Annotated in this window: 25 protein-coding genes; 18 read left to right on the top strand and 7 right to left on the bottom strand. The window is 72.4% G+C overall.

The annotated features are described in order from the left end of the window. The first annotated feature begins 138 nt into the window (after positions 1 to 138). On the top strand, positions 139 to 999 hold the full coding sequence (locus ACIHEJ_RS34480; protein ID WP_400141535.1) for an alpha/beta hydrolase: 861 nt from the start codon (positions 139 to 141) through the stop codon (positions 997 to 999). 180 nt (positions 1,000 to 1,179) lie between these two features. Here ACIHEJ_RS34480 and ACIHEJ_RS34475 read toward each other — a convergent pair whose 3' ends face one another. Further along, positions 1,180 to 2,592 (bottom strand): MFS transporter, encoded by a 1,413-nt coding sequence (locus tag ACIHEJ_RS34475; RefSeq protein WP_400141533.1) that lies wholly within the window; start codon positions 2,590 to 2,592, stop codon positions 1,180 to 1,182. A 90-nt stretch (positions 2,593 to 2,682) separates the two neighbouring features. Here ACIHEJ_RS34475 and ACIHEJ_RS34470 point away from each other — a divergent pair, with 90 nt between their 5' ends. Next, positions 2,683 to 3,612, top strand: a complete 930-nt coding sequence (locus ACIHEJ_RS34470; protein WP_400141532.1) for a LysR family transcriptional regulator — start codon at positions 2,683 to 2,685, stop codon at positions 3,610 to 3,612. 141 nt (positions 3,613 to 3,753) lie between these two features. On the opposite strand, the gene ACIHEJ_RS34465 is transcribed toward ACIHEJ_RS34470, so the two are convergent. Beyond that, positions 3,754 to 4,248: an inorganic diphosphatase gene (locus ACIHEJ_RS34465; protein WP_400141530.1), complete on the bottom strand. Its 495-nt coding sequence runs from the start codon at positions 4,246 to 4,248 to the stop codon at positions 3,754 to 3,756. A gap of 258 nt (positions 4,249 to 4,506) precedes the next feature. Between ACIHEJ_RS34465 and ACIHEJ_RS34460 the strand changes: the two genes are divergently transcribed. From ACIHEJ_RS34460 to ACIHEJ_RS34435, 6 genes are all read left to right on the top strand, one after another. Next, the gene (locus tag ACIHEJ_RS34460; RefSeq protein ID WP_400141529.1) at positions 4,507 to 5,196 is read left to right on the top strand and encodes an L-threonylcarbamoyladenylate synthase; all 690 of its coding nucleotides are present in this window, start codon (positions 4,507 to 4,509) and stop codon (positions 5,194 to 5,196) included. Further along, positions 5,193 to 6,383 (top strand): MFS transporter, encoded by a 1,191-nt coding sequence (locus ACIHEJ_RS34455; RefSeq protein WP_400141527.1) that lies wholly within the window; start codon positions 5,193 to 5,195, stop codon positions 6,381 to 6,383. Before ACIHEJ_RS34460 ends, ACIHEJ_RS34455 begins: the two co-directional genes overlap by 4 nt. 19 nt (positions 6,384 to 6,402) lie before the next feature. Further along, positions 6,403 to 7,536, top strand: coding sequence for a hypothetical protein (locus ACIHEJ_RS34450; protein WP_400141526.1), 1,134 nt, complete (start codon positions 6,403 to 6,405; stop codon positions 7,534 to 7,536). Continuing rightward, entirely contained in the window at positions 7,533 to 8,771 is a 1,239-nt protein-coding gene (locus ACIHEJ_RS34445) for a putative PEP-binding protein (protein ID WP_400141524.1), read from the top strand. Before ACIHEJ_RS34450 ends, ACIHEJ_RS34445 begins: the two co-directional genes overlap by 4 nt. Positions 8,772 to 8,991: 220 nt before the next feature. Continuing rightward, positions 8,992 to 12,996, top strand: a complete 4,005-nt coding sequence (locus tag ACIHEJ_RS34440) for a type I polyketide synthase (protein ID WP_400141522.1) — start codon at positions 8,992 to 8,994, stop codon at positions 12,994 to 12,996. 152 nt (positions 12,997 to 13,148) lie between these two features. Further along, positions 13,149 to 13,790: a TetR/AcrR family transcriptional regulator gene (locus ACIHEJ_RS34435; protein ID WP_400141520.1), complete on the top strand. Its 642-nt coding sequence runs from the start codon at positions 13,149 to 13,151 to the stop codon at positions 13,788 to 13,790. 84 nt (positions 13,791 to 13,874) lie between these two features. On the opposite strand, the gene ACIHEJ_RS34430 is transcribed toward ACIHEJ_RS34435, so the two are convergent. Further along, positions 13,875 to 14,540 carry a GntR family transcriptional regulator gene (locus ACIHEJ_RS34430; protein ID WP_400141518.1) on the bottom strand — a complete coding sequence of 222 codons (666 nt, stop codon included), beginning with the start codon at positions 14,538 to 14,540 and terminating at the stop codon, positions 13,875 to 13,877. A gap of 109 nt (positions 14,541 to 14,649) precedes the next feature. On the opposite strand from ACIHEJ_RS34430, the gene ACIHEJ_RS34425 reads away from it, so the two are divergent. Next, complete coding sequence (locus ACIHEJ_RS34425; protein ID WP_400141516.1) at positions 14,650 to 16,161, top strand: aldehyde dehydrogenase; 1,512 nt, start codon at positions 14,650 to 14,652, stop codon at positions 16,159 to 16,161. Between the two features lie 143 nt (positions 16,162 to 16,304). On the opposite strand, the gene ACIHEJ_RS34420 is transcribed toward ACIHEJ_RS34425, so the two are convergent. The 3 genes from ACIHEJ_RS34420 to ACIHEJ_RS34410 all read right to left on the bottom strand — a co-directional run bounded on the left by ACIHEJ_RS34420 (position 16,305) and on the right by ACIHEJ_RS34410 (position 18,331). Further along, complete coding sequence (locus ACIHEJ_RS34420; protein WP_400141514.1) at positions 16,305 to 16,862, bottom strand: LuxR C-terminal-related transcriptional regulator; 558 nt, start codon at positions 16,860 to 16,862, stop codon at positions 16,305 to 16,307. A gap of 231 nt (positions 16,863 to 17,093) precedes the next feature. Next, a complete protein-coding gene (locus tag ACIHEJ_RS34415) occupies positions 17,094 to 17,924 on the bottom strand; it encodes an alpha/beta fold hydrolase (protein WP_400141512.1) in 831 nt (276 codons plus the stop codon). A gap of 5 nt (positions 17,925 to 17,929) precedes the next feature. After that, positions 17,930 to 18,331 carry a nuclear transport factor 2 family protein gene (locus tag ACIHEJ_RS34410; protein ID WP_400141511.1) on the bottom strand — a complete coding sequence of 134 codons (402 nt, stop codon included), beginning with the start codon at positions 18,329 to 18,331 and terminating at the stop codon, positions 17,930 to 17,932. A gap of 218 nt (positions 18,332 to 18,549) precedes the next feature. Here ACIHEJ_RS34410 and ACIHEJ_RS34405 point away from each other — a divergent pair, with 218 nt between their 5' ends. From ACIHEJ_RS34405 to ACIHEJ_RS34365, 9 genes are all read left to right on the top strand, one after another. Beyond that, positions 18,550 to 19,248 (top strand): HAD family hydrolase, encoded by a 699-nt coding sequence (locus tag ACIHEJ_RS34405; protein ID WP_400141509.1) that lies wholly within the window; start codon positions 18,550 to 18,552, stop codon positions 19,246 to 19,248. Between the two features lie 70 nt (positions 19,249 to 19,318). Beyond that, entirely contained in the window at positions 19,319 to 20,269 is a 951-nt protein-coding gene (locus ACIHEJ_RS34400) for a DMT family transporter (RefSeq protein WP_400141508.1), read from the top strand. A gap of 264 nt (positions 20,270 to 20,533) precedes the next feature. Next, a complete protein-coding gene (locus ACIHEJ_RS34395) occupies positions 20,534 to 21,877 on the top strand; it encodes a class I adenylate-forming enzyme family protein (protein ID WP_400141506.1) in 1,344 nt (447 codons plus the stop codon). Next, entirely contained in the window at positions 21,874 to 22,626 is a 753-nt protein-coding gene (locus ACIHEJ_RS34390; protein WP_400141504.1) for an SDR family NAD(P)-dependent oxidoreductase, read from the top strand. The genes ACIHEJ_RS34395 and ACIHEJ_RS34390 overlap by 4 nt, the downstream gene beginning before the upstream one ends. Next, on the top strand, positions 22,620 to 22,892 hold the full coding sequence (locus ACIHEJ_RS34385; RefSeq protein ID WP_400141502.1) for a phosphopantetheine-binding protein: 273 nt from the start codon (positions 22,620 to 22,622) through the stop codon (positions 22,890 to 22,892). Before ACIHEJ_RS34390 ends, ACIHEJ_RS34385 begins: the two co-directional genes overlap by 7 nt. Before the next feature lie 108 nt (positions 22,893 to 23,000). After that, entirely contained in the window at positions 23,001 to 23,720 is a 720-nt protein-coding gene (locus tag ACIHEJ_RS34380; protein WP_400141501.1) for an AfsA-related hotdog domain-containing protein, read from the top strand. After that, positions 23,717 to 24,046, top strand: coding sequence for a YciI family protein (locus tag ACIHEJ_RS34375; protein WP_400141500.1), 330 nt, complete (start codon positions 23,717 to 23,719; stop codon positions 24,044 to 24,046). The genes ACIHEJ_RS34380 and ACIHEJ_RS34375 overlap by 4 nt, the downstream gene beginning before the upstream one ends. A gap of 59 nt (positions 24,047 to 24,105) precedes the next feature. Continuing rightward, positions 24,106 to 24,729, top strand: a complete 624-nt coding sequence (locus ACIHEJ_RS34370) for a hypothetical protein (protein WP_400141498.1) — start codon at positions 24,106 to 24,108, stop codon at positions 24,727 to 24,729. A 3-nt stretch (positions 24,730 to 24,732) separates the two neighbouring features. Beyond that, positions 24,733 to 25,593 carry a hypothetical protein gene (locus ACIHEJ_RS34365; protein ID WP_400141496.1) on the top strand — a complete coding sequence of 287 codons (861 nt, stop codon included), beginning with the start codon at positions 24,733 to 24,735 and terminating at the stop codon, positions 25,591 to 25,593. Positions 25,594 to 25,740: 147 nt separating this feature from the next. On the opposite strand, the gene ACIHEJ_RS34360 is transcribed toward ACIHEJ_RS34365, so the two are convergent. Continuing rightward, the gene (locus ACIHEJ_RS34360) at positions 25,741 to 26,349 is read right to left on the bottom strand and encodes a LuxR C-terminal-related transcriptional regulator (RefSeq protein WP_400141494.1); all 609 of its coding nucleotides are present in this window, start codon (positions 26,347 to 26,349) and stop codon (positions 25,741 to 25,743) included. Positions 26,350 to 26,353 lie beyond the last annotated feature (4 nt).

The raw sequence follows: 26,353 nt of genomic DNA, 5'->3' as shown, positions 1-26,353 counted from the left end.
GGGCGGTGACGCCACAACGCCCCTTACCGGCACCCTGTTCGGGTATGAACGATCGGGCATACCCGGTCGTTCATACCGCGCGGACCACCCCGAACGGCTTTCTGTCCGGCCGCCATGCGGCCTGTCTATGGTGCCCGCATGGAAACACAGACTGATGAAATCACCGTGGCGGACGGGACTTTGCGTATCGCCCGGTACGGCAAGGGCGACCGGCTGGTGATCGCCGTCCATGGAATTCTCGGATCGCTGAAGACCTGGGGACCGATCGCCGCCGCCCTCCCCGCGGACCACTGCCTGCTGGCGATGGATCTGCGCGGGCACGGACACAGCTACCGGCTGCCCGGGCCGTACGGGCTGGACCGGCTCGCCGAGGACGTCCTGTCCGTGGTGGACCGGTTCGCCGGCCCGGACACCGTCCTGACCGGTCACTCGATGGGGGGCACCCTCGCCGCGCTGGTCGGCGCGCAGCGGTCGTTCCGCAAGGTCGTCATGATCGACGGCGGTCTGCCGCTCGCGGTGCCGGAGGGCGCCGATCCCGAGCGGGTGATGCAGGGGATGTTCGGGCAGGCCATCGAGCGGCTCGGCCGGACCTTCCCGACCCTGGACGCGTACAGGACGTTCTTCCTGGAGCACCCGGTCTTCGCGGGCTGGCGCACCACGGGCTCGGAGGACTACGCCCGTTACGACGCCCTGAACACCGCCGCCGGCTTCCGGTCCCGGGTGCGCGAGGAGGCCGTGCGGCAGAACGGGCGCTGGCTGGCCTCGCACGGCGCCGAGATCGGCGCGGCCCTGGAGAAGGTGGCCTCCCCGCTGGCTCTGCTGCGTGCCGCGCGGGGCCGGGTGAACGAGCCCGGCGGCATGATCCCCGAGGCGGTCGTCGCGGAGTGGCGGCGCAGGCTGCCCGACCTGCACGACGAGGTGCTGGACGACGTCAACCACTACTCGATCCTGTTCGACGCACGCTCCGTCGAGCGCATCGCGGCGGTCCTGACGGCCTGAGCCTCTACGGCGGCCCACGCCGCACATCGACGACACGGACGACAGCGGCACCACCGGGGAGGTGGTGCCGCTGTCGTGTTGCCGCGTCGACCGCCGACCGCCGACGCGTGACGCCCCGGGGACGGGGGAGTTACCCGGGGCGTCGGTCCGTGCGCGTCGCAGACGCGAGGTGTCGGTCCGTCAGGCGCTCGGCTTCGCCGTCGCCTTCGCCACCAGCAGCACGGCCACCACGCCGATGCCGATGAGGACGTAACCGGAGGTGGTGAGCGCGCCGAGCGTGCCGAGCACGGCGACGCCGAGGGCCGAGCCGGCCTGGCGGATACCGTTGAGCGCGCCCTGGCTGGTGGCGGCGTACTCCGGCGGGGCGGACACGGCCATCGCGGCGGCGGCGCCCGGGATGGACAGGGTGCCGGTCGCGGCGAGGGTCAGCTCGGCGGCGAGGATCAGCGGCAGCGGCGGGTGGTGGCCCACCGCGAAGGCCAGCAGCACACCGGAGACGACGGAGGCCGACATGCCGGTCAGCAGGATCGGGCGGGGGCCGTAGCGGGCGACGAGCCGGCCGGTGAAGAACGGCATGACACAGACGGGGAAGGCGATCGGCAGCGAGGCGAGACCGGCCTTGAACGGCGTCAGGTGGTAGGTGTGCTGCAGCCACACCGCGAACATGTACATCCCGCCGAAGTAGGCGAAGCAGGACACCGCGGCGGCGACCATCGCGGCCCGCACCTTCGGCAGGGCCAGCAGGGCCGGCGGCAGTACCGGGGAGGCCACCCGGCGCTCCACGAGGGCGACGGCGACGAAGCAGACCAGCGCGGCCGCGATGGGGATCAGCGCCTGCGGCGAACCCCAGCCCTCGATGCCGGCCTCGACCAGGCCGAAGGTGAGCAGACCGAGTCCGGCGGTGGACAGGGTGAGGCCCGGACGGTCCAGGGCTCGGGTGGCGCGCACCGGCGGCACCGGCAGCCGGCGGGCGAGGAGCAGCGCGGCCAGCGCGATCGGCGGGTTGACGAGGAACACCAGGCGCCAGCCGCCGAGTTCGACCAGGGCACCGCCGAGCACGGGCCCGGCGGCGGCTCCCAGGCCGCTCAGCGCGGTCCAGGCGCCGATGGCGCGGGTGCGGCGGGCGGGGTCGGGGTTCAGGTGGATCAGCAGCGCCAGGGAGGCGGGCACCAGGCCGGCGCCCGCGGCACCGAGCAGCGCACGGCCGGCGATGAGGGAGCCGACGTTGGGTGCGAGGGCGCAGACCACGGACAGGGCGGCGAACAGGCCGAGCGCGGTGGCGTACACGCGCCGGGCACCCCACCGGTCGGCGATGACGCCGCCGGCGAGCAGCAGTCCGGCGAAGACGACGGTGTAGGCGTCGACGGCCCAGGGCAGTGCGGCGGCGGCCGGGTGCAGGGACTTCTGCACGTCGGGCACGGCCACGTTGAGGATCGAGGTGTCGAGCAGGACGAGCAGGTTGCCGGTGGCGATGCCGGCGAAGGTCAGCTTGGAGAGGAACTTGGACGGCGCGGGCGGCTCGGTGGGCGTCTGGGTGGGCGCCTCAGGCGCGGCGACGCCGGTGGGGCGGGGAAGGGGGTCGGCTGTAGTCATGGCTGCAGCGTGTCCCAACGGCCTGCGGACCTGCGACGCCGTAAGTCCGATACCCCCATCGGAAAGTCCGATGACGGTTATGCTGCTGGCGTGGACTCTCGCTATCTGCGCGCTTTCGTCGCGGTCGCCGACCATGGCGGTATCTCCGCCGCCGCACAGGCCCTGGGATACGCACAGTCCAGCCTCAGCGCCCAGCTCAAGCGGCTGGAGGCGGATCTCGGGGTGAGCGTGCTGGTGCGCGCGGGCACCGGTGCGGTGCTCACGGAGGCCGGCGCCCGGCTGCTGCCGCACGCCCGCGAGGCCCTGGAGCTGGAGGAGCGGATGCGCCGGGCGGCGCGCGGCGACCGGCCGCGGCTGCGGATCGGGGCGCAGGAGTCGCTGGCGCACGTATGGATGCCGGACGTGCTGGCCGCGCTGGAGTACGGTGCGGGCGGCACGGACAGCGGCGCGGACGTGGAGCTGACGGTGGCCAACCGCCGGACGCTGGAACAGGCCTTCGGTGCCGGTGAGCTGGATCTGGTCTTCCAGTACGACAACGGCATCCGGGCGCTCGGCCCGCACGCGGTCGTCGGGCACGACCGGACGGTGCTGGTGGCGGCGCCGAGCCATCCGCTGGCCCGCAAGGAGGTCGTGACGCCCGAGGAGATGCTGCAGTACGACTTCCTGGTGGCGGAGCCCGGCTGCACCTCGGAGATGCTGGTGGACCGCTTCGGCCGGGATCTGCTGGCCGGGGCCCAACTGGCGATGATCCAAGGCTCGTTGTCGGCGCTGCTGCGGCTGACCGGACACGGGCACGGCGTGTCGCTGCTGCCGGAGCTGGCGGTGACCCGGGAGCTGCAGGAAGGCGAGCTGATCGAGCTGCGGCTGGCCGAGCGGATCCGCCCGGTCAGCATCGTCGCCCAGTGGCGGCCGCGGCTGGGTCCGGCCGAACGCACCCTGCACGCCCTGCTCGACGTGGCCCGCCGGGCCGACCCGCTGCCCGAGGTGACCCGCGCGGCACGCACGGCGCGGGCTTCCTGACCGGGCGGCGCGGCAGCCGGCCCGGTCGGCGGGGTCGGCAGGATCGGCGTCATACCGGCACAACGATGCCCAGCGGTACGGGAGTTCCCGCACCGCTGGGCATCGTCTGCAGAGGTCGGCGTCGGCGCGCCGGTCAGCGCATCACAGTCCCTGACGGGAGTTGGCCAGCCGCTTCACCGCGGCGGTGACCTCCTCCTCGGCGGCCGCCCGGCCGACCCAGTCGGCGCCCTCGACGGACTTGCCGGGCTCCAGGTCCTTGTACACCTCGAAGAAGTGCCGGATCTCCTGACGGTCGAACTCCGGCACATGGCCGATGTCCTGGAGGTGGGCCACCCTGGGGTCGGTCGCCGGGACGCACAACAGCTTGTCGTCACCGCCGGCCTCGTCCGTCATCCGGAACATGCCGATCGCCCGGCACGTGATGACGCAGCCGGGGAAGGTCGGCTCCTCCAGCAGCACCAGCGCGTCCAGCGGATCCCCGTCCTCGCCGAGGGTGCCCTCCACGAAACCGTAGTCCGCCGGGTAGTGGGTCGCGGTGAACAGCCGGCGGTCCAGCCGGAGACGGCCGGTCTCGTGGTCCACCTCGTACTTGTTCCGCGAGCCTCGCGGTATCTCCACGACGACGTCGAATTCCATGGATGGCCTCCCGTGCCGATCGGTGTCCCGGCGAGATTAGGCGGGCCGTGGCCGCACCCACAATGCGCCTTTCGAGCTGCTGATCCGGCGCTCCCCGAACGGCTATCCCCTTTCGTTCGCACCGAATTACCCTTGGCGGCCGTTCCGGATCTCGGTCTACTGAGGTCGGCCACCGGGAAATTCCCCAACGGGCTTCCCGGACCGGCCGTCAATTTCTCAGACAGAAAGGCAACGACTGTGTCCGCGAAGGCAAGGATCGTGCCCGCGGGGCCCGCGGCGGTGGCCGAAGCCGTCAAGGTCCTCAAGGACGGGGGTCTCGTCATCGCCCCCAGCGCCACCCACTACGGCGTCTTCTGCGACCCGGAGAACGCCGAGGCCGTCGCCCGCGTCTTCGAGGCCAAGCGCCGTACCAAGTTCGGGCCGCTGACGCTGGCGATCCCGGACCCGGCGGAGATCGGGAAGTACGTGAAGGTCCCCGAGTTCGTGGACGAGGCGGTCCTCGGCAAGCTGCTGCCGGGCCTGATCACGCCGATCTTCTTCAAGGACCACCCGTTCCCCGAGCAGATGACGATGGGTGCCCCGACGATCGGCATCATGTGCCACGGCCGGCGCCCGCAGTACGACATCACGCAGGTGTTCGGCCCGATCGCGCTGACCTCGGCGAACCTCTCCGGTGCGGGCGGCGCGCTGGTGACGCGGGAACAGGCCCTCGAGGACCTCGGTTCCAGCGTCGACCTGTTCGTCGACGGCGGCCCGGTCACCTGGGACGACGCCGCCGGGCAGGACCAGGGCAACACGGTCGCGGACTTCACCTTCGACGTGCCGTACCTGGTGCGCGCGGGCCGCTTCCCCACCGAGGACCTGGTGGAGATCTTCCCGAACCTGGTCACCGACCCGGCCGAGTACAAGAAGGCGCTGACCGGCCGGATGGGACAGGTGCGCACGTGACCGCGGTGGCCGCTCCCGCGCACGCCGAGACCGACCGGAGTTCGCTGCGGCTGCTGACGGCGTACCGGATCATCTCCCGCTTCTACTTCCATCTGCCCGTCCTCTTCGTCCTGTTCTACAAGCGCGATCTGTCCCTTCCGGTGATCGAGGCGCTGCTCGCCGTCTACGGCGCGACGGTCGCCCTGTCCGGTCCGGCCGGTCCCCGGCTGGTCCGGGCGCTCGGTGCCCGGCGCACCATCGCCCTGGGCGAGGCGTGCAAGGCGGCCGGCCTGCTGCTGATGGCCGTGCCCACGGTGGCCACGGCGGCGGCCGGTCAGGTGCTGGGTGGCTTCGGCTTCAGCATCAGCGCGGGCCCCGACGCCGGCCTGCTCGCCGGCCTGGTCCCGGACCCGGCCCGGCGCGGCCGGCTCGGCGCGGTGATGCAGAGCTGGATGTTCATGTCGGTGATGGTCGCAGGCGTGATCGGCGCCGTGCTGTTCAGCCGTATCCACACCGCCGTCCTGTACTGCTCGGCGGCGGCCGCCCTGCTGGCGCTCGTGCTGGTCCTCGCCGTCCGCGAACCCGCTCCGGCGGCGCCTCAGGGCCCGCGACCGGCGGCCGCACCGGCCGCGGCGCCGGCCGGTACCGGCTGGTGGAGCGCGTACTACATCGCCGGCCGGGTCGCGGCGCTCGCCCCGTACGTCGGTCTGCTGCCGTTCCTGTTCTTCGTCCGGCTGGAGGTGAACCTGGCCGCGATCGGCGCGGTCCTCGGCCTGTTCACCTTCGCGGGTTTCCTCTCGGCACGCTACGCGGGCCGGATCGGGGAGCGGTTCGGGCCGGACGTGGTCGCGCCGGCGGGCCTGGCCGGAACGGCCGTCTCCCTGGCCCTGTTCGGTCTCTTCCCGGACCGGCTGCCGGTGGCGCTGGTGGCGATCACCCTGCTCGGCGTCTTCTCCGGCGGGGTGCGTCCGATGGCCATGGCCGGTCTGGGCCGGGCCGGGCTGGCCCCGGGCCTGCAGGCCGCCCGCACCGGGCGCCTGGAGCAGATCTCCGGGCTGGTCTCCACCCCGGTGCTGGTGCTGGCCGGTTTCCTGCTCCCCGGCCGTTTCAGCGCCCTGATCCTCGCCGTGGCGGTGGTGGTCCTGGCCTTCGCCCTCACCCTGCTGGCCACCCGCCGGGCCGTCGGCGCCGCCGCGCCGGCTCCCTGACCGACTCCAAGGACCGACCATGAAGACAGCCATCCTGTTCGGCGCCGGTGCCGACATCGGCAGCAACCTGCTCAGCCTCAACGACCCCGAGCGCGACGGTTTCATGATCACGGACGTGGTCACCCGGCCCATCGCCGCGGACCGCGCGCTCGAGCCGCTCTCCTCGCTCCAGCAGCTGGTGGGCCGCATCCTGCTGGCCGACCCGTCCCTGTACGGCCAGGTCAGCGCGGACGAGGACAGCTCGCTCCTGCTCGTCAAGGGGCGGAAGATCCGGGTCCACTTCTATGACGTGGAGGACGACGCGGTGCTCGGCCTGGGCCCGTTCGACCTCGCCGTGCTCGCCACGCACCGCGACCACATCCGCTCCCGGGCGATGCTGGAGCGGATCGGCACCGTGGCCGGCCGGGTCATCGGCGTCGCCGAGAACACCGCGATCCCCGCCTTCTACGTCCCGCTCGACGGCGCCGACGTGTCCGTTCTCGGGATCAAGGAACCGGTGCCGACCGGTGACGGCTTCTTCTCCCTGGGCAGCTGCCAGTGCGTGGGCTGGGCGGCACAGCTGCGCGGGGTGGTCGAGGCCGCCTCGCTCGCGGGTGTCGCGGAGCTGGGCCTGGTGCGGGCGGAGACCGAGATCGTCCACCCGGACACCGCGTCCAGCAGCTTCGGCACCAAGGGCATCGGCGCCCGGCGCGAGGACGCCCGGGACAACCTGCGACCGGGCTTCTCCCAACTGCAGAAGTCGATGACCCGGCTGCCCGGCGTCCAAGCGCTCAACACCGTCTCGCTGCGGGTGCTCACCCAGCCGCCCGGTTACCAGGTCAGCCGGTTCTTCGTCCGCGCCGCCCTGGACTTCGACACCGTGCGCGCCGGGTTCGAGCGGGCCCGGGAGGCGATGCCGAACGTGATCCAGACGACCGACATCCCCGTCGGCTCGCGGGCGTTCTCCCAGTCGGGCGCCGCCGCGACCGTCATCACCGCGCCCACCCACCTGAAGGTGATCCCGGAGGCGCTGCCCGGCTCGGGCATCACCGAGATCATCACGCAGGCCTACGTGCACAACACCGCCGGCTACTCGGGCAGCGTCCTGGAAGCCGGGAAGCGGCTGCTGAGCGGTGCCGACACAGTGACACTTCTGCCTTCCCTGGAGATATGACCGTGACGCAGTCCCTGCCCCTCGACCTCGACCTGACTCTCTCCGGCCGGCTCGACTCCGGGTCCGCCTCGCTCCCCTCGCGCACCGTCGTGAAGACCGATCTGCCGTTCGCGGCCACGGCGTTCCGCGGCGCGCCGCCCGCCGGTGACGCGGGAGCGCTGCTCCTGGTGGAGCAGTCGCTGACCTTCTCCACCGTCCGCACCGCGCTGGACGACCCGCGGATCGCCGGGGTGGCCGTCGGCGAGAAGCACTTCGCCGACCACGCCCGCAAGATGCTGCAGGAGGGTGGCAAGGCCCTGGTGCTGGTCGAGGACCTGGCCGCGGTCCGCGAGGGCGGCCGCTACCAGGTCGACAACGACGGCCTGGTGGACCTGGACCGGCTGCCGCTGCCGGTGACGGCCATCTGCTCCTACATGAACGACGACAACGAGGCCCTCTACAAGGCGTGGAACATCCACGACGTGGGCTACTTCCGGCTGAAGTTCTGCCTGTTCCAGCTGTTCGCGGAGGAGCCGGAGGCGTTCTACTCCGACGAGCGCATCGAGGAGTACCTGACCGCGTCCGTCGCGGAGCTGGCCGCACGCGGCTGGCGCCGGATCCGTCTGGTGCTGTCGGACCCGACCTCGGCGGAGCTGCGCGAGACGGGCATCGAGGTCGCCGAGGAGGCCAACCCCGAGCTCGGGGTGCGCGGCCCCCGGATCGCCGATCGCTGGTGGCCGGAGCTGCGGGCGATCGGCCGGGTGCTGGAGGACCACCCCGAGCTGCGCATCGACGTGAGCATCCCGTTCGTCTCCACCATCGCCGAGTTCCAGCACGTCGCCGCGATGTTCCAGGAGGCCGGGCTGGACGAGCGGGTCGGGCTCGGGATGACGCTGGAGGTCCCGGCGATGCTCTACGAGCTGCCGGAGCTGATCGAGACCTGCCGGCCGGCCTTCGTGGCGGTGGGCACCTCGGATCTGTTCGCCCTGCTCAACGGCGTCGACCGGAGCAGCGACCAGGTGAAGGTCGACCCGTTCAGCCGCGTCAACCGCCAGGTGGTCGACCACATCTGCGAGATCGCCGCCAAGCACGGGGTGCACTTCTTCGTCTGCGGTGAACTGCGCCGCAACCCGGAGACGCTGCGTCAGCTGGCCTCCAGCGGATGCGGTGAGCTGATCGCGGCGGCGTCCGTCGTGGAGATCGCCCGGATGAACCGGGCCGCCGCGCAGTACGGCGACACCCGCTCCGCGGCCTGATCCGCCGCACGTCCGCCAGGGCCGTCGTACGGCGTCCGGGCTCATCCCCCGCCCGGAGCGCCGCACGACGGCCCTACTGACGCGTCATCAACTTTGGCGCGTTATGGGCTTGTTCAAAAAATTAAAAGACTGGAGGTCAATTCTGGCCTCACGTGTACTATCCGAACGTTGATCCATACATGGATCGGTCGTGTGGCACAGCAGATGGGGGATGTACTGCATGGACGGCAAGGCTGTAGCGATCACCGGAATCAGCTGCAGGTTTCCCGGCGCCCCGGATCCCGAGGCGTTCTGGCGGCTGCTGACAGAGGGGGGCGACGCCGTCACCCGCGTGCCGCGGGAGCGCTTCGACGCCGACGCCTGTTTCTCCCCGCAGCCCGGCACCCCGGGCCGTACCGTCTCCCGGTACGGCGGGTTCCTCGACGACCCGTTCCGGTTCGACGCGGCCTTCTTCGGCATCTCCCCGCTGGAGGCCCAGGGCATGGACCCCCAGCAGCGCATGCTCCTGGAGGTCGTCTGGGAGGCGTTCGAGGACGCCGCGATCAGACCGTCCGACCTGGCCGGAAGCCCGACCGGCGTGTTCGTCGGCCAGGCCACCGCGGAGTACGACGAGTGGCCCGGGCCGGTGGAGCACGACATCCGCAGCGCGGTGGGCAGCCGGCTGCGCGCGGTCGCCGCCGGCCGTGTCAGCTACGCCTTCGACCTGCGCGGCCCGAGCCTGGTCCTGGACACCGCCTGCTCGTCCTCGCTGGTCGCCGTGCACCAGGCCCGGCAGAGCCTGCTGGCCGGCGAGAGCGACCTGGCGATCGCGGCGGGCGTGAACCTCGTCCTCACCCCGGCCGACGCCATCGCGTACTCGCAGGGCGCCATGCTCTCCCCCGACGGCCGCTGCAAGTTCGGCGACCGGTCCGCGGACGGCTTCGTCCGCAGCGAGGGCGTCGGCGTCGTCGTGCTCAAGCGGCTCGCGGACGCGGTGCGCGACGGCGACCCCGTCCGCGCGGTGCTGCTCGGCAGCTCCGTGACCAACGACGGAGCGAGCAGCGGCCTGCTGGTGCAGCCCGCCGTGGAGGGTCAGGTGCAGATGCTGCGCGCCGCCTGGCACGCCGCGGGCATCGAGCCGGGCGAGCTGGACTACGTGGAGGCGCACGGCACCGGCACCACCGTCGGGGACGGCGTCGAACTCGAGGCGCTGCGCTCGGCCGTGGCGACCACCCGCGCGGGCGCCCCGCTGCTGCTGGGCTCGGTCAAGACGAACATCGGGCACACCGAGGCCGCCGCCGGGATCGCCGGCCTCATCAAGGCCGTGCTGATGGCCCAGCACCGCCAGGTCCCCGCCTCGCTGCACGTCACCGACCCGCACCCACTGCTGCGCGGCCCGGGATCCCCGCTCGAGGTGGCGCTCTCCGCCCGGCCCCTGACCCCGCGGGGCGAGCGGGCGACGCTCGGCGTCAGCTCGTTCGGACTGGCGGGCACCAACGCCCACGCCGTGGTCGGCGAGTACGTGGCCGAGCCCGCCGGGACCGTGCAGCCGCCCGCGCCGCCGGTCCAGGACGCCCCGCACCTGCTGGTCCTCTCCGCCCGCTCGCCCCGGGTCCTGCGCCGGCTCGCCGCCGACCACGCCCGCCGGCTCGGCGAGGACGACACCACCCCGTTGCACGCCTACTGCGCCACGGCCGCCCGCTCCCGGGACCACCACCACGACCGGCTCTGGGTGACCGGCGAGAGCCGCGCGGAACTGGCCGCACGACTCTCACAGTTGGCCGCCGGCAAGGAGATCGCGGAGGGCGGCGTCGCGGAAGCCGGCTTCCGGGGCCCGCGCCGCGCGGTCTTCGTCTTCCCCGGGCAGGGCTCGCAGTGGCTCGGCATGGGCCGTCAACTCCTCGAGAGCTCGAAGGAGTTCCGCGAGAAGATGGCGGAGTGCGACGCGCTGGTCCGGGCGGAGACCGGCACCTCGGTGCTCGCCGTGCTGCTGGAAGACGCGCCGCTGCCGGACGCCGTGCAGGTGGTGCAGCCCGCGCTCTGGGCGGTGCAGGTGTCGCTGGCGGCCGTGTGGCGCGCCGCGGGTGTCGAGCCCGGCCTGTGCATCGGGCACAGCATGGGCGAGGTCGCCGCCGCGCACGTGGCGGGCGTCCTCACCCTCGCGGACGCCGCCGCGGTGATCTGCCGCCGCAGCCGGCTGATGCAGCGGCTGTCGGGACAGGGTCTGATGCTCGCCACCGATCTGTCCGCCGCCGAGGCGGAGGAGGCCGTCGCGCCGCACCGCGGGCTGGTGACGATCGCCGCCCGCAACGCCCCGGAGCTGACCGTGCTGAGCGGGGACGCCGGGGCCGTCCAGGAGATCGCCGTGGAGCTCCAGGTGCGGGAGCGTTTCGCCCGGGTGGTGAAGGTCGACGTGGCCTCGCACAGTCCCGCCATGGACCTGCTGCGCGCGGACCTGCTGACCGAACTGGCCGGACTGGACCCGCGCCCCGCCGAGGTCCCGATGCTGTCCACCGTGACCGGCGCCCGGGTGGAGGGACCCGAACTGGGCGCCGCCTACTGGGCGGACAACCTGCGCCGCCCGGTCTTCTTCACCGATGCCGTGCGCACCGCGGCCGACGGCGGGGAGAACGTGTTCATCGAGGTCAGCCCGCACCCCGTGCTCATCCCGGCGATACGGCAGACACTCGCCGGGGCGGGCTCGGCGCAGACCGCCGTGGCCTCGCTCCGACGCCACCAGGACGAACGGGACTGCCTCACCCGGGCGCTCGGCGCCGTGCACGCGCTGGGCGTCGAGGTCGACTTCGGCCGCTGGTTCCCGGGCGGCCGCCCCCACGTCCGGCTGCCCCGGACGGTCTGGGACGACACGCGCTTCGAGCGGCCCCGGGCCGCGGGCGCGCGGCCCGTGCCGGCGAGCGTCGTGCGGGACGTGCCCCTGGCCGAACTGCACGGCGGCACCGCGCCCGAGCGGGTCGCCCTGTACGGCAGGGAGGTGCTGTACCCGACGCTCGGCCTGGACGCGATCCGCCGGGCCGCGGCCTGTCTGCCCGAGTCCGGTGCCGTCGCCCTGCGGGAGATACGCCTGGGCGACGAGCCGGTCGGCCTGACGGGCGTGACCGCCGTACGGGTGACCTTCGACGCGCCCGGTGACAGCGGGGAACGCCTGGTGCGGGTCAGGGCGGTGCGCGGGTCGGAGGCGGCCGAGGAGGCGCTGACCGCCGTGCTCACGGCGGCGGACGACGGCGCCGACGGTGACTGGGCCGCCGAACTCGGCCGGGCGCTGGCCCGGTGCGACGCCGACCTGGACCGCGCGGACTTCCGCCGGCTTGCCGCTCGGCACGGGCTGTCGGCCCCGGCTCCGCACCGGACGTGGCGGCGCGACGGGGAGGCGGCGGCGCAGGTGCACGCGGTGGCCGGATCCTGGCCGGCCACCGTGGAGTGCGCACTGCAGCCGCTGCTCGCGGCGGCCCCGCAGGACGATCCGGCGGGCACCCCGCTGCCGGTCTCCATGGACTCCGTACGTCTGTACGCAGAGCCGCCCGAGCAGTTCTGGACCCTCGTGCGGTGGACCGGCGCTCCGGGGGGCGCACTCGCGGACGTCCGGCTGGTGAGCATCGAGGGGCGCCTGCTGGCCGAGTTCACCGGTATACGGATGTACCGGCTGCCGGCCCGTGCGGCCGGGGTGCTCGGGGGAGGTCTCGACCGTCTTCTGCCCGCCTTCGCCAGGCGGCCGCTCGAGGGCTTCGCCGGGCTCGCCCGCACCGTGCTGGCCACCGCCCAGAGAACGGTCGACCTGGTCGCGTCCGCCGCACCGGCGCCCGCGGCGTCCCCCGGCACCCCGGCCGTGCCTGCCGCGACACCGTTGTCCTCGCCCGCGGTACCACCGGCCGCCCAGGCGCCGCGGGCGGTGATCCCGGCCCAGCGCACCGCCGAGCCCGCCGGGAGCGCCCGGCCCGTGCAGAGTCCCGAGGAGGTGCTCCTGTCGTGTGCCGCGGCGGCCTTGGGCCTGAACACAGAGGCGCTCGATCCTCGCCGGAGCCTGCGGGAGTACGGTCTGGACTCGCTGATGGCCGTCCGGCTGGGCCGGCAGCTGCAGAGCGCCCTCGGCATCGAGCTGACCTCGGCGGATCTGCTCGGCGGCGACTCCCTGCGGGAGCTGGCGGAACGCGCTTCGGGGCAGCGGACACGAATTGAAGGTCTGCGAACCAAAGTTGGACTCCAGACCGAGAATTGCTATTCTGCCTGAGTCTCCGTTAACGACCCGTTACGGATCGTCAGCGTGCCTGCGGCGGGCCGAGCACTCCCACTCCGACAGCCGGAGGCGGTGAGTGCTCAGCCCGCCGCCTCCGCTTCGCGCACCGCCAAAGGACAATCCGCACTCCCGCAGGGATGATGTCCATGGCAACAGCGCCAACTCAGCGCCGCGAGCCCACCGGCCGACGCGAGCGCAACAAACAACGCATGGCGGGGCGCCTCTACGAAGCCGCGCTCACGCTGTTCCAGCAGAAGGGCTACGACGAGACGACGATCGACGAGATCACGGAACTCGCGGACACGGCCCGCGGGACCTTCTTCAACCACTTCCCGCAGAAGGAGGATCTCATCACCGCCTGGTCGGAACAGCGCAGGCTGATCCTGACCGACCTCGTCCACGACCTCGACCCCGCGCAGCCCACGCTCAGCCGGCTCTCGCACTGTCTGGCCCACCTGGCCCGGATGAACGAGAGCGAGGCCGCCGTCGCCCGGGTCATGGTCAGCGCCTGGGTGAAGACCGGCCGGCCGCTCACCGAGGAGCCCGGTACGGCCGCGACGTTCGCCGAGATCATCGCCCACGGCCTCGATCGCGGTGACGTACGGGCCGGCACCGATCCGCACCTGCTCGGCCTGATCCTGCGGGACGCCTATCTCGGCGCCCTGTACCGCTGGTCCCAGAGGCCGGGAGAGCCGCGTTCGCTCCACCACGAGCTCCAGGACATCCTCCGGCTGCTGACCCCCTGCATCCGCGAGGCCCCGGAGAACGCGCCGGCCGTCGCCGGCTGAGCCGCGCCACCACGGCACAGGGGGACCCAGCCGCTTCCTTCCCGCTCGCCGGCCCCCTTTCGCCGGAGCCGTCGGTTCACGCCCTCAGGGGCACACCGACCCCACCGGCTCCCGCAGCGCGGATTGTGCCGCCGCGCGCACGTGGGCGGCCCACAGCGCCGCCGCCGTCTCGGCGTCCCGGGCCTCGACGGCCCGCATCACCGCGTCGATCTCCGCCACGCTCGCGCCCGGCCGGCCCTCCCGGCCCAGCGAGCGCGCCCGCAGCCGGGCCAGCCGCCCGCCGAGCACCGTGGCCTGCTCGCGCAGCACCCGGTTGGCCGCACCGTCGTACAGCACGTCGTAGAACGGCTCCTTGGCCACCAGCATCGCCGCCACGTCACCCGAAGCATGAGCCGCGGCCAGCTCGTCCACCGCCGCGCGCAGCCGGGCCACCCGGGCGTCGTCGGCGCGTTCCACGAACAGCCGGACGGCGAGCGACTCCAGCGCCTCCCGGATCTCGTAGATGCCCCTGGCGTCCTCGTCCGACAGGACGGCCACCATCGGACCCCGGTGCGGAGGGATGTCCAGGAAGCCCTCGGCCTCCAGCTGGCGGCAGGCCTCGCGCAGGGTGTTCCGCGAGACACCCAGACGCTCGCACCACTCCCGCTCGACCAGGCGCTGCCCCGGGGCGAGCGCCCCGCTGAGAATGTCGGCCCGCACGATCCCGACGACCTGTGCCCGGACGGGCGCGACGACGCGTGTGATGTTCAACGGCCCTCCCGCCGACGGTGATCCGGCTGATTCCGGCGGCGTCACTGTCTCATACCCGCCCTCGATCACCCATTGCCCCATTGACCCATCGTAGGACAATATTGAGATCATGATCTCCTCGAGTGACTCCGCCGCCGACTCCGTTGCGGAACACGGCCTGTTCGTCGACAACACCGAGGTCCCGGCCCACGGCGCGCTGCTCGACGTGACCGACCCCGCCACCTCGGACGTCTGGGCGCGGGTGCCCGACGCGACCGGCACCGATGTCGACCGGGCGGTGACCGCCGCCCGCCGCGCCTTCACCCAGGGCACGTGGCCGACCTGGCGGGCGGCCGACCGGGCCCGCTTCCTCATCCGTTTCGGCGAGGCGATCGCCGACCACGCCGACGAGCTCGCCCGACTGCAGGTCCGCGAGAACGGCAAGCTGCTGCGCGAGATGGCCGGCCAAGTCCGGCTGCTGCCCGAGTACTTCACCTACTACGCGGGCCTCGCCCAACTGCCCACCGGCACCACCAACCCCCTGCATCTGACCGGCATGGTCAACTACACCGTGCGCGAGCCGCTGGGCGTGGTCGCCGCCATCACGCCCTGGAACTCGCCGCTGCTGCTCCTTGCCTGGAAGCTCGGCCCCGCACTCGCGGCGGGCAACACCGTCGTCGCCAAGCCCTCCGAGATCACCCCCGTCTCCACGCTGCGGCTCGCCGAACTCGCCGCCGAATGCGGGCTGCCGCCGGGGGTGTTCAACGTGGTCACCGGACTCGGCAGGCCCTGCGGCACCGCCCTGGTCGAACATCCGCTGGTGGACAAGGTCGCCTTCACCGGGGCCACCGAGACCGGCCGGGCCATCGCCGCCGCGGCCGGCCACGGCCTCAAGCGGGTCTCCCTGGAACTCGGCGGCAAGTCCCCCAACATCGTCTTCGCCGACGCCGACCTGCCCGCCGCGCTGAACGGACTGGTCGCCGGCGTCTTCGGCGCGAGCGGCCAGACCTGCATGGCCGGCTCGCGCATCCTCGTCCAGCAGGAGCTGTACGGCGAGGTGGTCCGGCGGCTCGCCGAGCGCGCGGAGGCCATCCGGGTCGGCGATCCCACCGACCCCGCCACCCAGATGGGTACGGTCGCCAGCCCCGCCCAGTACGACAAGGTGCTCCGCTACATCGAGATCGCCCGGCAGGACGGCGCCCGGCTGGTGGCCGGCGGGGTGCCCGCCAAGGTGCCCGCACTGCCCGCGGGCCTGTTCGTGCGGCCCACTGTGTTCGCGGACGTCACGAACGACATGCGGATCGCCCAGGAGGAGGTCTTCGGGCCTGTCGCCGCGGTCATCCCGTTCCGCGACGAGGACGACGCGGTGCGCATCGCCAACGACACCCGGTTCGGGCTGGCGGCCGGCGTGTGGACCGGCAGTGTGCAGCGTGCCCACCGGGTCGCGGCCCGCCTCAGGGCCGGCACCGTGTGGCTCAACAACTACCGCAAGACCTCCTACGCGACCCCCTTCGGCGGCTTCGGCCACAGCGGCCTCGGCCGGGAGAACGGCCCCGACGCGTTGCGTGAGTACACCGAGGAGAAGAGCGTCTGGGTGGACACCGGCCAGGGAGTCGCGGACCCGTTCGACCCGCGGGCCTGACGGATCGCCGACGGCACGCGGCAGGCACGCCCCGGGCCACCCGGCGATGACGAAAGGGCCCGGGGCGCGCCGTGCGGGCGGGACCCGGGCCCTGGTGGGGTGGGTGTGCGGGGCCGGGTGTGCGGGCCGGCCGCGGTGGACGGCTAGCGGTTGCGCAGGCACTGGTCGTACAGCCCGTCCCGCAGGGCGAGCGCGACGACGGACGTACGGTTCGGGCAGTCCAGCTTGGCGAGGATGTTGCCCACCAGGCGCTTCGCGCCGTGGTCGGAGATGCCCAGCCGTCTGCCGATCTGCTTGTTGCTGAGCCCGTCGACCAGCAGCACCAGCGCCTGCTGCTCGCGCGGGGTCAGCCGGGGCGCGGACCGGGTACGCTCCGGCTCGGCCCGCCAGGTGGCCAGCAGGCTCTGCACCAGCCAGGCCGGCACCGGCGGTTCGCCCGCCGCCATGCGCGACAGCGCGTGCCCGAGTCCGGCCGGGGTCAGGTCCTCCGGCCCCAGGTAGCCGACGCCGGGCATGTCCGGCAGCCGACGCAGGGCGACCACGTCCGCCTCGGTGACGAGGACCAGCGCGGAGACGCGCTGCCCCTTCTCGATCTCGGGCAACGCGGACAGCGGCCCCATGAGGTCGGCCAGGGCCAGGACGGCGATGCGGTCCGGCGCGGTCAGCGTCTCGCGGAGCGCGGCCGCGGGGTCGCCGGCCATGCGGACGCTCCCCACGATCGAGCTCTTCTCCAGAATCTGGCGGATTTCGAATCGGCGCAGATCACTCGTGATTGCCAGGGTTATGTCAACGGAGTTCTGAACGGCGACTATTTCGGATCGATCAGACAAGACGTTTCCCTTTCGGCTGGCTCGGCTGCTGCCAAGCTAGCCGTCACATCGGTGCGGGGGACTTCTTCTGCCACCGAAGTGGCATACCCCCCTTGCTTCGGGTCATGGTCGTCGGAATTCCCGGTGCAGGAGAGCCGCGAGGCGCTCCGGTGCCTCCAGGCCCACCAAATGCCGCACTCCGTCGATGATCACGAATTCGGCCCCCGGAATGTCCTGCGCGATACCGCGCATCAGGGCGGGCGGGGTCGCCGGGTCGTCCCCTCCGGCGATCACCCGCACCGGTAGCCGCAGCCCGCCCAGCCCGTCACGGACGTCCAGCCGCGCCAGCGCCCGCCAGCCCGCGCCGAAGTCGGCGGCGCGGACCCCGGCGAGGGTCTCGCGCGCATAGCGCACGGGCTCCGGGTCCGCGGCCAGGAAGGCCGGCGTGAACCAGCGCTCCAGTGTCGCGGGCAGCTGCTCGACGACGCCGTACCGCGCGACCCGGTCCGCGCGTTCCAGGTAGGCGGGTTGTGGATCGGCCGCCGTGGCCACCAGATGGAGCGCGGAGAGGCGTTCGGGGTGGCGCACGGCGAAGGTCTGGGCGACGGCCCCGCCCATGGACAGCCCGGCCAGCGCCACCCGGGCGAGGCCGAGCGCGTCGAGCAGGCGCAGCAGGTCGTCGGCCAGGTCCCGCACGGTGGCGGGCGGTGGGGCGCCGGCCGCCACGCCGTGGCCGCGGACGTCGTAGGCGATGATCCGGCGGGCCGGCGGCAGGCACCCGACGACCGGCGCCCACATCCGCCGGTCCAGGCCCAGCGCGTGGACCAGGACCAGCGGATCGGCGCCGGCGGCGGAGCCGCGGGCCGGGCGGTCGGCAAGACGCGTGAGGTGGTCGCCGAGGTCCAGGTCGACCTCCGCGACGCCCGGCGCGGTGCCGGGCTGCCCGGTGAGCACCACGGTCAGGAGAGCGCGTCGACGAGGGCCTGGGTGTCCTCGTAGATGTCGTAGTTCACGACCAGGCCGTCGGCGATCGTCAGGTGCAGTGCGTACGGGGAGGCGAACAGCTTGCCCGTGGCACGGCAGCGGTGCTCGAAGTAGCCGAGTATCACGGCTTCGGGCCCCTGCTCGATCACCTGCTCCACCTTGTTCAGCTCCGGCTTCATGGTGCCGCCGAGCATCTGCAGGAACTCGCGGATCTGCGCCTTCTCGGTGCGCCGGCCGGCCCACGGCACCCGCTGCGGGTCGCCGGGTACGAACCAGTCCAGCCGGTCGGGGAGCATGGCCAGCACGCCCTCCCGGTCCCCGCTCTGCAGCTTCGCCCAGAACTCCTGCGCGACGGCACCCGCATTCGGCTGAGACATCTTCGATTCCTCACTGTAGGGAGATTCTCCGGGGCTGGTACGCCTCGACGTTAGGTTTGGCTCTCACGCGGCGGCAATGCGTCTTTCAGTGAGACCGAACTGCCATACCCGAAGCGGTCCTACCACCTTCGTGTAAGCGGCACCTGGTTGCCCGAACAGGGCTTTTATCGTCGTCGGGTCGAGCAGCGTGCTCACTTCCGAAGGGACCCCACCGCGTCATGCGTACGAACCGGCGAGCTGCCTTCTTCGATGTCGACGAGACGCTCATCACCGCCAAGAGCATGTTCGACTTCCTGCGCTTCTGGACGCTGCGCGAAGGCGGCGACGAGACCGACTTCCACACGGTCATGGGCCGTTTCCGGAGCATGTGGGCGAACGGCGTCCCGCGCACCGAGGTGAACCTGGCCTACTACCGCCACTTCGCCGGTGCCTCGTGGACCGAGCTGCTCAAGGCGGGCCGGGAGTGGTACGAGGCCTACCGGCTGCTGCCCGACGCCTTCGTGCTGCCGACGGTACGGGCGTTGACGGACCACCGGGCCGCGGGCGACACCGTGGTCCTGGTCTCCGGGTCCTTCACCGGCTGTCTGGACCCACTCGCCAAGGAACTCGGAGCCGACGTCGTCCTGTGCTCGCAGCCGCTGGCCGGACCCGACGGACGGCTGACCGGCGAGGTGCGGCGCGCCATGATCGGCGAGGCCAAGACCGACGCGGTGCGGGAGACCATGGCCCGGCTCGGCGCGGACCCCGCCGGCTGTGCCGCCTACGGCGACCACGCCAGCGATCTCGGGATGCTCGGCCTGGTGGGCCGCCCCCACGTGGTCGGCCGGCACGACCCGGTCCTGACCGACCACGCCGTCCGGCACGGCTGGCCCCTCCTGCCCGCGGACACGGGCACGCTCGCCCGGACCCCCCGCTGAACCCACCACCTCCCCGGGGACGGTCCGGCCCGTGCGGGCGCGCCGTCCGCCCGAGCGGTCGGAGAACGCCATGAGCAGAAAAGCCATCTACCTCATGCTGACCATGTCGGCATTGTTCTGGGGTGCCACCTTCAACCTGGTGAACTACACCGTGCGCCATGTGTCGCCGCCGGCGGGCGCCGCACTGCGCTACTCGATCGCGAGCCTGGCCGTCCTCGCCGTCCTGGCCGTCCGGCGGCGCGTCGCGCTGCGGGCCCTGCGCAGCAGCTGGCGCCCGCTCCTGGCGATGGCCCTGGTGGGTGTCCTCCTCTTCAACGTGCTGTTCTTCTTCGCCATGCGGCACACCTCCCCCACCAACGGCGCCCTGATCCAGGCGACCAACCCGCTGGTCACGGCGCTGATCGCAGGCGTCTGGCACAGGGAGCGGATCAGCCGCGGGCACAAGATCGGCACCTTGGTCAGCTTCGCCGGGGTGGCCGTGCTGATCCTCGCCGGTTCGGTACGCCGGCTGGAGCCGCCGAACATCGGCGACCTGATGTGCGTGGGCGCCACCACCTGTCTGGCGCTGTACTCGATCCTGGGCGGCCGGTACGTCAAGAACAGCACACCGGTGGTGACCACCGGGCTGACCACCCTGATGGGGTGCGCCGGGCTGTGGGTGGTGGCCTCGCAGGTCAGCCCGCGGCCGACGCCCCACGTCCTCGCGGCGCTGCCGGCCGGGGTGTGGACCGCGCTCGCCTTCGTCGGACTGCTCGCCACCGTGCTGGCGTACGTCTTCTGGAACTACGGCGTCAGCCACATCGGTGTCGCCGACACCGCCGTCTTCTTCCATCTGGTGCCCGTGTTCACGGTCCTGGGTTCGTTCGTGCTGGGCCAGCCGGTGACACCGCTGCAGATCGCCGCCGGTCTCGTGGTGATCCTGGGTGTCTTCGTCTCCTCGCGCGAGGCACACGCGCCCCGGCCCGCGGCCGCGGCCGCCCCGGTCGCGGTGCCGAGCCCGGACGAACAACCCGCCTCCTGAATCCACGCTTCCCCCAAGCCGTTCTCCGCCCCTTCGCCAGGCGGAGAACGGCCTTTTCGCATGGCCTTTTCCCGTCGCCCCGGCGGCACTTCCGGAAATTGCGAACACCCACCGCCGTACCCGTATCGGGATGGCCAGGAGAACATAGGAACTCCGGCGCCACAAAGGCCCGTTGAGCAGGCCAGGACCGGCCCCTAAAGTCATTCACGGACGACTTCCCACCGCCTGTGGGGAATGGAAGCGGAAAACTTCCGGAGGAAATCCGTGACAGATACCCTGACCGCGGTGCTGGAGAAATACGGGACCGCTGAGGCCGTCGTCTTCGACGGGACCACCACCACGTACGCCGGGCTCCTGGAGGAGGTGCGGGAGTGGGCTCGGTTCCTCGACCGGCAGGGCGTGCGCCCGGGGGACGTGGTGACGCTGGAGGGCCCGTGCTCGCCGCAGTCCTGCGCCGGACTGCTCGCCCTGGTCGAGCGCGGCGTCATCGTCGTACCGCTCACCGCGCTGCCCGACGCGAAGCGTGCCGAGTTCCTCGACGTGGCCGAGGTGGAGACCACCATCCGGCTGGGCCGGTCCGGCGGGCGCACGCTGGAGCGCACCGGCCGCCGGGCCGGACACGAGCTGTACCGGGGGCTGCGAGAGACCTCCCGGCCCGGGCTGGTGCTGTTCAGCTCCGGCACCACGGGCCGCAGCAAGGCGTCGGTGCTGGACTTCGGCAAGGTGCTCGGCCGGTACCGGCCCGGCGGCCGGCCGCAGCGCATCCTGTCCTTCCTGAGCCTGGACCACATCGGCGGCATCAACACCCTGCTGCACACGCTGTACCGGGGCGGCACGGTGGTGACGGTGCCGGAGCGGACCCCGGACGCCGTCTTCGCGGCCGTCGAGCGCCACCGTGCCCAGGTGCTGCCGACCACGCCCACGTTCCTCAACATGGTGCTGATCTCCGGGGTCCTGGACCGGTGTGCCACCGACTCCCTGGAGCTGGTCACCTACGGCACCGAGCCGATGCCGCTGCGCACGCTGCGGCGCCTGAAGGAGGCGCTGCCACGGGTGCGGTTCAAGCAGACGTACGGGCTCTCCGAACTGGGCATCCTGCCGACCAAGTCGCGCGACGACGACAGCCTCTGGGTGAAGCTCGGCCAGGAAGGCTTCGACCACCGCATCGTGGACGGGGTGCTGTGGGTCCGCTCCGACATGGCGATGCTCGGCTATCTCAACGCGCCGGCCCCGTTCGACGCCGAGGGCTACTTCGACACCCAGGACGTGGTCGAGGCCGACGGCGAGTGGCTGCGGATCCTCGGCCGCCGCTCCGAGATCATCAACGTCGGTGGCGAGAAGGTCTACCCGAGCGAGGTGGAGAGCGTCGTCCTGGAGGTGGACAACGTCGCCGAGGCCACCGTCCGCGGCCGGCCCAGCCATGTCACCGGGTCCGTGGTCACCGTGACCGTGCAACTGGCCCACGACGAGGACCACCGTACGGTCGCGCACCGCGTGCGCCGGCACTGCGCCGCCCGGCTGGAGCCGTTCAAGGTGCCCGCCCTCGTCGAGGTGTCGTCCGCGCCCCAGCACTCCGAGCGCTTCAAGAAGGTCAGGAGCCTGGCATGACGGCGGCCACGGACACGGCGGCGCGCCCGGTCGCCGTCATCAGCGGCGGGAGCCGGGGGCTGGGCGCCGTCCTGGTGAGCCGGCTGCTGGCCGACGGCTGGCGGGTCGCCACCTTCAGCCGGTCCGCCGGCGCGTTCGTGACCAGGACGGCGGAGTCGGAGCCCGATGCCTTCTTCTGGGAGGCTGCCGACCTGACCGATCCCGCGTCGCTGCGCCGCTTCACCGCGGACGTGCTGCGCCGGTACGGCCGGATCGACCTGCTCGTGAACAACGCGGCGGCCCCGCCCGGCCTGGAGCTCTTCCTGACCACCGGACCCGACCGGATCGCGGCCGGCATCGCCGCCAACCTCACCGGACCCCTCATCCTCACCCAGGCCTGCGCCCGGGCGATGAGCCGGACGGGCGGCGGGCGGATCGTCACCGTCTCCTCGATCAACTCGCTCCGCGGTTACCGGGGCGTGGCCGTCTACGCCGCCGCGAAGGCGGGCCTGGACGGGCTCACCCGCGCGCTGGCCCGGGAGCTGGGTCCCTTGGGCATCCGTGTGAACTCCGTCGTGCCCGGGTTCTTCGACAGCGACCTGACCACGGACGTCACGGACACCGACCGGGGCCGGATCGCCCGGCGCACGCCGCTGGGCCGGGTCGCCACCGCCGACGAGATCGCCGACGCCGTCTCGTTCGTGCTCTCCCCCCAGGCGTCGTTCATCACGGGACAGTCCATCGTCGTCGACGGAGGCATCACATGCTGAGTGAGGAAACCACCCGGTCCATCGTGCTCGGGGAACTGACCGAACTGCTCGCGGAGGCCGGAGTGGAGCACGCGCCGATCACCGGCGCCGAGCGGCTGACCGATCTCGGTCTGACCTCCCTGCTGCTTGCACGGCTCATCATCCAGCTGGAGGCGGACACCGGCGTGGATCCGTTCGCGGAGGAGCTGCTGATTTCTGACGTCCGTACGGTCGCCGACCTGGTCGGGGCCTATCACGGCGCACTCTCGCGGTCCATCGCCGTATGAGTCGCCTCCGTACGGCCGCCGCACCGACCTTCCGCGTGGGTCGTCGCGTGATCCATGTGCCCGGCCGCAGAATCCGCGCCCGTTCCGCTTGAGATGAGGATGTCCGCAATGCCGCAAGAACCCGCCGCCCGCGTCGTCGTGGGCGATCGATTCGAGGAATTCCTGCAGAATCCGGGCACGGCACCCGTGTCCGATCTGCTCGGCCGGCTGCGCGCGGGGGAACTGCCCCCGGCGACCCCGCTCGTGGCCGGCCAGGGCCTGACCGCCGGTGAGCGGCACGAGCTGGGCGCGCTCACCGGCACGGACCTGCCCCTGCCGTCCGACCGCGCCCCGACCCACAAGCACCAGGAGCACAACGTCCTGATCGGGGAGGTGCGGCGGACCGGCCCGGACGTCTACGCGGCCCCGCTCCTGCTCGACCCGCGCGTGGAGGTGCTGGCGGACCACCTCACCGGACAGCACATCCCGGCCGTCACGCTGTTGGAGGCCGCTCGTCAGACCTGGACGGCGGTGACCGAGCGGTTCCTGCTCCCGGACCCGGAACCCCGGCGCTTGGTGATCGCGGCGATCCGCGCGGAGTTCCACAGCTTCGTCTTCCCGCTGCCCGCCACCGTCGGCCTCCGGCTGCGCGCACGGCACCCCGGCCCGGTCGGCGACTCCCTCGAACTGACCGTGACGGTCACCCAGGACAGCCGTGCCGCAGCGGAGTTCGACGCCACGGTACGGGTCGTACCGCAGGCCGTCGCCGTCAAGCAGGAGTCCATGGCCGCCCGGCAGGCGATTCGTGCCGCCCTGTCGGCGGCCCCCGTACCGGCCGCGACGCCGTGACGCGGCCGCTGTGGGTGGTGCACTGCCTGGACGCCCCGGGCACCGAGGCCCTCCGGGCGCGCCTGCGGCCCGACCACTCGCTCCACCTGCGCTCGGGCCTGCTCGACCCCCTGCTGTACGGGCCGCTGGTCGCGGAGGACGGCGGCCGGGCGGTCGGCAGCCTCCTCGTCGTGGCCGCCCCCGACCGGGACACCGTCGAACGGCACTTCCGGCAGGACCCGTTCCTGGTGCACGGAGTCTGGCGGCAGATCCGCGTGGACGCCTTCACCCCCTCCGACCGCGCCCCGGTGCGCCTCACGGCGCCGGCGGCCGACGGCACCTGCTGACTGCGCACGGCAGTCCTGTACCGCATCCGCACACCTCTCTCAGATGGGACGACACCACCATGTCCGCACCGCTGCTGCTCGTCACGGAAGCCCCCGTCCAGCCGGACCAGCTCGACCGGGCCGTCAAGGGCTGGTTGGAGTTCCAGGCCGACCGCCCCGACGGCCGCCGGCTGTACCGGTCGCTGGAGGACCACTCCCTGCTCGAACTGCGGCCGCTCAGTGGCCTTCAGGAGCTGGCCACGCTCCAGGAGGAGGCCGCGGCACTCTGGGACGCCGTGGCCCCGGCGCTCGCCGGCGACCTGCGCCGCCAGGTCCACGACTTCGTGGAAGCGGTCAAGGACACGGCGGACCCGCTGCCCGCGACGCCCTACGTGCAGCTGCGCCGGGTGGAGGTCAAGCCGCCGGTGATCGACGCGTACCGCGGCTGGCGGGAACGCACCATCTTCGAGACGGTGCGCGCCGCACCCGAGTCGGAGGTGTTCATCGCGTACCACTCGCTGCTGAGCACCGAGCCGGGCGTGCTGTTCGTGGCCGGATTCTCGGTGCCTCCGGCGCAGCACAACGCGGTCTTCCGGACCCCGGGGTACGAGGCGATCCTCACCGAGGTGCGGGAGAAGTACATCGTCACCCGGGGCGGCGACCAGGGCCTGTTCACGAAGACGTACGCGAGGATCGAGGCCTGACCGATGCCCACCGCGACCTATGAGCTGAGTCTGACCACCCAGGGACCGACCTACCCGCCGAGCGAGGTGATGAACGAGGACGGCGACTTCGTCGTCATCGGCCGGATCAACCGGCCCGGACCGGACGGCTCGGTCCGCTCGGAGTGGGGGTCGGCGATCGTCTCCCCGGACAGCGAGGTGCCGCCGCACGGGGAACAGCTGCCGTACCGGATCGTGCGGGAGCTGCCGGCCGAGTCCGCCGAACTGACCCGGGCAGACCGGGACATGGTCCTGTACACCCTGCCGCTGCCCCTGCCGAACAACAACTACCCGATGCTGTTCGCCCCCGACCAGTGCCCGCAGGCGCACCGGATCCACAGGCCCAGTCACCCCTTCCACGAGGTGCCGATCCCGGATCTGCGGCCCGAGGACGGGCGCAGGGTCCGCGAGCCCGTCACCCTGGGCCAATGGGTGCAGGCCCAGGGCTCCCTGGAGGTGGCCACCGTGAACGGGGGCCACGACGCAGAGTTCCGGTTCGAGTTCTCGGGGCTGGTGCCGGACAGCATGTACACGGTGATGTCGCTGCGGGAGCACGATCTCGCGCCCGCGCCGCGGGGCCCTTTCCGGCCCGGTCCGCTGGGCGTGCCGAACGTGTTCCTGGCCGACGCGGCCGGCAAGGGCCACTACCGGGCCACGCTGCCGAACCCCTTCCCGGCGCCGGGGGCCCCGGGGCCGCGACGCATCGTGAACGTCGTACTGCTGTGGATGAGCTACCAGCAGAACTACGGCGGCGCCATCGGCTTCTTCGGGCTGGGCGGTGACATCCACGCCCAGCTGAAACTGCAGGAGGGCGGCTTCACGGAGTTCGTCACCACCGCCCGCTGAACCGGCCGGCCGGGGGCGGCGCACGCCGACGGCGCCGCCCCCCGGCGTCCCGCGAAGCTCGTGCCCGGACCCTGCCGGGGACCGGACCCTGCCGGGGACCGGGACGGCCGGAGCCGTCACCCGGCGGGGGGCCGGTCCCCAGAACCCCTAGGCCGCGGGATGCGTTGCCTCGGTGCGCGCGGTCATGGACCGGCCGCCGTAGAGCCGGTTGACCGCCTCCAGGCGGGAGCCGACGTCGAGCTTCTTGAAGACGTTGTAGAGATGGCGTTTGACGGTGTCTTCGGTGATCTCCAGGCGCCGGCCGATCTGCCGGTTGCTGAGCGCCCGTGCCACCAGCCGCATGATCTCCGCCTCGCGCGGGGTGAGCAGCGCCAGCAGCGGGGAGACGGCGGACCGGTCGCGGGTCTCGCCGCGCACCGCGGCGGCCAGCTCCGTGTACGTGATCCGGGAGGACAGGCACCGCTGGGCACCGGCCCGCTGCAGGGCCCGCAGGAACGCCCGGTCCTCGAACGGGGTCATGGCGATGATGCGGGTCCCCGGGCAGTCGGCCCGCAGGGCGAGCACGGTGTGCACCGCCGCCAGGTCCGTGCGCTCCAGGTGCAACAGCACGACGTCCGGGCGGTGCCGACAGGCCAGCTCCGTCACCTGGCCGATCTCGGCGGCTTGCGCGGCGACAGCGATGTCGTCCTCGCTCGCGAGCAACGCGCACAGCGCACTGCGCAACAGGTTGTGTCCGCCTGCCGCGACGACGTTCATGTGA

It is taken from the genome of Streptomyces sp. NPDC052301, from assembly GCF_044593395.1.
Classification (GTDB): domain Bacteria; phylum Actinomycetota; class Actinomycetes; order Streptomycetales; family Streptomycetaceae; genus Streptomyces.
The sequence above is the reverse complement of the archived record's forward strand: the minus strand, read 5'-3'. Positions and strand labels throughout refer to the sequence as shown.

Excerpts from the sequence above, each read along its gene's own strand:
- ACIHEJ_RS34475 (WP_400141533.1), bottom strand. The coding sequence starts at position 2,592 with ATGACTACAGCCGACCCCCTTCCCCGCCCCACCGGCGTCGCCGCGCCT.
- ACIHEJ_RS34400 (WP_400141508.1), top strand. The coding sequence starts at position 19,319 with ATGAGCAGAAAAGCCATCTACCTCATGCTGACCATGTCGGCATTGTTC.
- ACIHEJ_RS34405 (WP_400141509.1), top strand. The coding sequence starts at position 18,550 with ATGCGTACGAACCGGCGAGCTGCCTTCTTCGATGTCGACGAGACGCTC.
- ACIHEJ_RS34435 (WP_400141520.1), top strand. The coding sequence starts at position 13,149 with ATGGCAACAGCGCCAACTCAGCGCCGCGAGCCCACCGGCCGACGCGAG.
- ACIHEJ_RS34480 (WP_400141535.1), top strand. The coding sequence starts at position 139 with ATGGAAACACAGACTGATGAAATCACCGTGGCGGACGGGACTTTGCGT.
- ACIHEJ_RS34450 (WP_400141526.1), top strand. The coding sequence starts at position 6,403 with ATGAAGACAGCCATCCTGTTCGGCGCCGGTGCCGACATCGGCAGCAAC.
- ACIHEJ_RS34390 (WP_400141504.1), top strand. The coding sequence starts at position 21,874 with ATGACGGCGGCCACGGACACGGCGGCGCGCCCGGTCGCCGTCATCAGC.
- ACIHEJ_RS34425 (WP_400141516.1), top strand. The coding sequence starts at position 14,650 with ATGATCTCCTCGAGTGACTCCGCCGCCGACTCCGTTGCGGAACACGGC.
- ACIHEJ_RS34385 (WP_400141502.1), top strand. The coding sequence starts at position 22,620 with ATGCTGAGTGAGGAAACCACCCGGTCCATCGTGCTCGGGGAACTGACC.
- ACIHEJ_RS34410 (WP_400141511.1), bottom strand. The coding sequence starts at position 18,331 with ATGTCTCAGCCGAATGCGGGTGCCGTCGCGCAGGAGTTCTGGGCGAAG.
- ACIHEJ_RS34465 (WP_400141530.1), bottom strand. The coding sequence starts at position 4,248 with ATGGAATTCGACGTCGTCGTGGAGATACCGCGAGGCTCGCGGAACAAG.
- ACIHEJ_RS34445 (WP_400141524.1), top strand. The coding sequence starts at position 7,533 with ATGACCGTGACGCAGTCCCTGCCCCTCGACCTCGACCTGACTCTCTCC.
- ACIHEJ_RS34440 (WP_400141522.1), top strand. The coding sequence starts at position 8,992 with ATGGACGGCAAGGCTGTAGCGATCACCGGAATCAGCTGCAGGTTTCCC.
- ACIHEJ_RS34420 (WP_400141514.1), bottom strand. The coding sequence starts at position 16,862 with ATGGCCGGCGACCCCGCGGCCGCGCTCCGCGAGACGCTGACCGCGCCG.
- ACIHEJ_RS34360 (WP_400141494.1), bottom strand. The coding sequence starts at position 26,349 with ATGAACGTCGTCGCGGCAGGCGGACACAACCTGTTGCGCAGTGCGCTG.
- ACIHEJ_RS34365 (WP_400141496.1), top strand. The coding sequence starts at position 24,733 with ATGCCCACCGCGACCTATGAGCTGAGTCTGACCACCCAGGGACCGACC.
- ACIHEJ_RS34370 (WP_400141498.1), top strand. The coding sequence starts at position 24,106 with ATGTCCGCACCGCTGCTGCTCGTCACGGAAGCCCCCGTCCAGCCGGAC.
- ACIHEJ_RS34380 (WP_400141501.1), top strand. The coding sequence starts at position 23,001 with ATGCCGCAAGAACCCGCCGCCCGCGTCGTCGTGGGCGATCGATTCGAG.